Genomic DNA, 2,261 nt, shown 5'->3' with positions numbered 1-2,261 from the left:
GAGGGTACTTCCAGCCCTCCGTCGACAAGCTGCGCGAGGTCATGCGGCCCAGCGCGCCCTTCAACGCCGCCCTCGAGAGCCTCGGCGGATGACTCGACAGCTCGGCTGATCGACTGTACGACCTGATCGCCCCCGCCGGCCGCGCGCCGACGGGGGCGGTGTCGTACGGGGGCGATCGCATCCGACGCAGCGAGGTCGCGGATCGCGATAGGGTGAGCCCGGTCACACTATCCGGAGGGCACCATGAACCATGTCTACAGCGTCACCGAGATCGTCGGATCCTCCCCCGAGGGAACCGACGCCGCCGTCGCCAATGCCATCGCCGAGGCATCCAAGACTCTGCGCAACCTCGAGTGGTTCGAGGTGCAGTCCGTCCGCGGAAAGCTGGACGGCGACCGGGTGGCCCACTGGCAGGTGACCATCAAGGTCGGGTTCCGACACGAATCCTGAGCGTCGTCGGACCTGACTCCCCATATCACCAACTACCGTCGCGCCCGGCTGCCGTCGCGCAGAGCAACCCTGCAAGGAGACCCGGTGAACACCACGGTCGAGTCCCGCCCTGTGGGAGCCGACGACCTCGTCCACCTGCGCAGCTGTGTCGACCTGGCGAGGCGGGCGCTGGAGGCGGGGGACAAGCCGTTCGGGTCGGTGTTGGTGGACGAGGCCGGGACGGTGCGCTTCGAGGACCGCAACCGCGAATCGAGCGGGGACGCCACCAGCCATCCGGAGTTCGCGATCGCGAAATGGGCGGCGGAGAACATGCAGCCGGAGGAACGCGCGGCCAGCGTCGTATACACCTCCGGCGAACACTGCGCGATGTGCAGCGCCGCCCACGCCTTCGTGGGGCTCGGGCGCATCGTCTTCGCCTCCAGCGGTGCTCAGTATGCGGGCTGGAAAGCCGATCTCGGCATGGAGCCCGGGCCGCTCTCTCCGCTCGGCATCAGCGACGTGGCCCCGGGAATCCCCGTGTCAGGCCCGGTCCCCGCCCTGGCGGAGGAGATCCGGGTTCTGGTCGAGAAGTCCGTCCGCTCCGGTCGCGGAGAGAACGTCACCTGAGGGGCCTACGGGTCGGTGGCGCGTCAGCCCGCGGCGGAGTGCCGACTCTCCTCGACCGCGTTCCAGACCTCCCGCCAGTGTTCGGCCAGGGAGTCGAGAGTCTCGTGCGCGTTCAACCCGCTGGGCTGCGGAATCACCCACAGCGTGACCTCGCCGGGCCACCCAGCGACCTCCGAGGAGTTCTGCTTCCCGTAACCAGCCTTCGGCAGTGCGAACGCGGTCCGGAAGGCCGTGATCCCCGCGACGGCCACGACTCGGGGCTTCAGTTCCCCGGCCAGCGTCGTCACGCGCTCCGCGCCCGCGCGCAGTTCCTCCCGGGTGAGTTCGTCCGCCCTCGCGGTCGCCCGGCCCACGAGATTCGTCATCCCGAGCCCCCGCGAGAGGAGCTGTTGCTCGTCCGGGGCCGACAGTCCCTCCGCGGCATCCACGACGTGATCGGTCAGCCCCGCCCGGTGCAGTGACGGCCAGAACCGGTTTCCCGGCCGCGCGAAGGGCGCGTTGACGGCCGCGGTCCACAAGCCCGGATTGACCCCGACGATGAGAAGTCGCAGCTGCTCGGCGTCGGCGGGGAGGACGTCGTCGACCGCGTGTGGGTCCGCGGTGGCGAACCGGGCCAGCTCGTCGCGCCTCGGGCGGCGCCCGCCCATCGGGGAGGCGCGCCGTGGAATGCCGGTCACGACCATCTGAGTCATGCCTGCGAGGCTAGCGCTCGCGACGCGTGCGCGCCGTACGGTTCAGTGAGCGCGCGATACCGGAATGAGGACGCCATCTGACCTATCGGCCTGTCAGGCTCGAGCCATGAGCACGACGGACAACCGCGCGACGCAAAGCCCCGACTCACCCCTGATCGTGGAGCACGTCGATCAGTGGCGGGAGTGGCTCACGACACACGACGACACCTGCGACGGGACCTGGCTGATGCTCGCGAAGAAGGGCGTCACTCGCCCCACCTCGCTCTCCTACCACGAGGCGCTCGAGGAAGCACTCTGTAGCGGATGGATCGACGGGCAACGAAGGACCTACGACGACACGACGTTCGTGCAACGGTTCACCCCCCGCCGCGCGCGCTCCATCTGGTCGCTGCGGAACGTCGAGATCGTCGCCCGCCTCGCCGCGGACCGGCGACTCCGTCCTCGGGGGATCGCCGAGATCGAGCGGGCGCAGTCCGACGGCCGCTGGGACCGCGCCTACGCAGGCGCCGCGAC

4 protein-coding genes are annotated in these 2,261 nt (G+C 69.8%); 3 read left to right on the top strand and 1 reads right to left on the bottom strand.

Features of this window, described 5'->3' with window-relative positions:
• The first annotated feature begins 243 nt into the window (after positions 1 to 243).
• The gene (locus IY392_RS17070) at positions 244 to 450 is read left to right on the top strand and encodes a dodecin (protein WP_095719345.1); all 207 of its coding nucleotides are present in this window, start codon (positions 244 to 246) and stop codon (positions 448 to 450) included.
• Between the two features lie 84 nt (positions 451 to 534).
• Positions 535 to 1,056: a nucleoside deaminase gene (locus IY392_RS17065; protein ID WP_182611987.1), complete on the top strand. Its 522-nt coding sequence runs from the start codon at positions 535 to 537 to the stop codon at positions 1,054 to 1,056.
• 23 nt (positions 1,057 to 1,079) lie between these two features.
• Here IY392_RS17065 and IY392_RS17060 read toward each other — a convergent pair whose 3' ends face one another.
• Positions 1,080 to 1,748, bottom strand: a complete 669-nt coding sequence (locus IY392_RS17060) for a mismatch-specific DNA-glycosylase (RefSeq protein WP_194861882.1) — start codon at positions 1,746 to 1,748, stop codon at positions 1,080 to 1,082.
• A 106-nt stretch (positions 1,749 to 1,854) separates the two neighbouring features.
• On the opposite strand from IY392_RS17060, the gene IY392_RS17055 reads away from it, so the two are divergent.
• Positions 1,855 to 2,261, top strand: a 407-nt coding sequence (locus IY392_RS17055; protein ID WP_194861881.1) for a YdeI family protein, incomplete at its 3' end; no start/stop codon positions are given.

This window comes from Dietzia sp. SYD-A1 (genome assembly GCF_015356725.1).
Classification (GTDB): domain Bacteria; phylum Actinomycetota; class Actinomycetes; order Mycobacteriales; family Mycobacteriaceae; genus Dietzia.
This window is presented reverse-complemented; position numbering and strand designations above follow the sequence as displayed.